Origin of the sequence: Streptomyces sp. WAC06614 (assembly GCF_003949795.1) — a bacterium.
Taxonomy (GTDB): Bacteria; Actinomycetota; Actinomycetes; order Streptomycetales; family Streptomycetaceae; genus Streptomyces.
Map to the genome: position 1 here is coordinate 1 of NZ_RPRY01000669.1, position 1,352 is coordinate 1,352.

Sequence of the window (1,352 nt, forward strand, 5' to 3'; positions counted from 1 at the left end):
CGCACCTTGACCTGGTCGTCGGAGCGGCCCAGGTACTCCAGCTCCCCCGTCCGCGACCACCGGGCGACATCACCCGTGCGGTACATGCGGCTGCCCGCCGGACCGTAGGGGTCCGCCACGAAACGCTCCGCCGTCAGACCGGGGCGGCCCAGGTAACCACGGGCCAGACCGGCACCCGCGAGATAGAGCTCTCCCGCGACACCGGGGGCGACCGGTCGCAGCGCGGCGTCCAGGACGTAGGTACGGGTGCCGGGGATCGGCGTGCCCATCGAGGGAACGCCGGTTCCGGCGGTGAGCGGGGTCGACGTCGTCGCCACGACGGTGGATTCGGTGGGGCCGTAGGCGTTGACCATCCGCCGGCCCGGGGCCCAGCGGTCCACCAGCTCGGCCGAGGTGGCGTCACCACCGACGATCAGCGAACGGAAGTGCGGGAACGCGCTCGCCGGGACGCTCGCCAGCGCGGCCGGCGGGATCAGGGCATGGGTGACCTCCTCGGCCGTGAGGACCTCGGCGAGGACCTCACCGGCCAGCGGACCGGCCGGCGGCACCACCAGCGCCGCCCCCGCGGCGAAGGTCATCACCAGCTCCAGCACCGAGGCGTCGAAACTCGGCGAGGCGAACTGCAGCACCCTGCTGTCCGCGTCCACCGCGAACCGCTCCACCTCCGCCGCCGCGAAAGCGGCCAGACCGGCGTGCGCGACCACGACACCCTTGGGACGACCCGTCGAACCCGACGTGTAGATGACATACGCCGGGCTCTGCGGCTCCACCACGACGGCGGGGCGGGAGACGGACTCCTCCCCCAGCACCGGCAGTTCGCGCAGGACCAGGACCGGTCGGGCGTCCTCCAGCATGTAGGCGATCCGCTCGGCCGGGTACTCCGGGTCCACCGGCAGATACGCGCCCCCGGCCTTGAGCACCGCGAGCTGGGCGATCACGATGTCCACCGACCGCGGCAGGACCAACGCCACCACCGACTCCGGACCCACACCCCGACCCGTCAGCCAGTGCGCCAGAGCATTCGCCCGCGCCTCCACCTGCCCATACGACAGCACCAGCCCGCCCGACACCACCGCCGCGGCATCCGGCCTCGCATCCACCGCAGCCTCGAACAGACCATGGAACGTCACCGCAGCCACACCCGGCTCACGGCCGACCGCCCACCGCTCCAGCACCGACACACGCTCCGCGTCCGTCAGCACCTCCACCGCACCCACCCGGACCTCCGGATCGGCCGCGACCGCCTCCAACACCGCCACCAGACGACCCGCCAACGACTCCACCGTCACCCGGTCGAACAGATCCACCGCGTACTCGACACTGCCCTCCAACCCCGACTCCCCCTCCGCGAG

Annotated in this window: 1 protein-coding gene; it reads right to left on the minus strand. The window is 72.6% G+C overall.

The features are described 5' to 3' along the window. Positions 1–1,331: amino acid adenylation domain-containing protein (locus EF918_RS35775; RefSeq protein WP_260611013.1), on the minus strand; the 1,331-nt coding region annotated here is incomplete at its 3' end. Between the last annotated feature and the right edge of the window lie 21 nt (positions 1,332–1,352).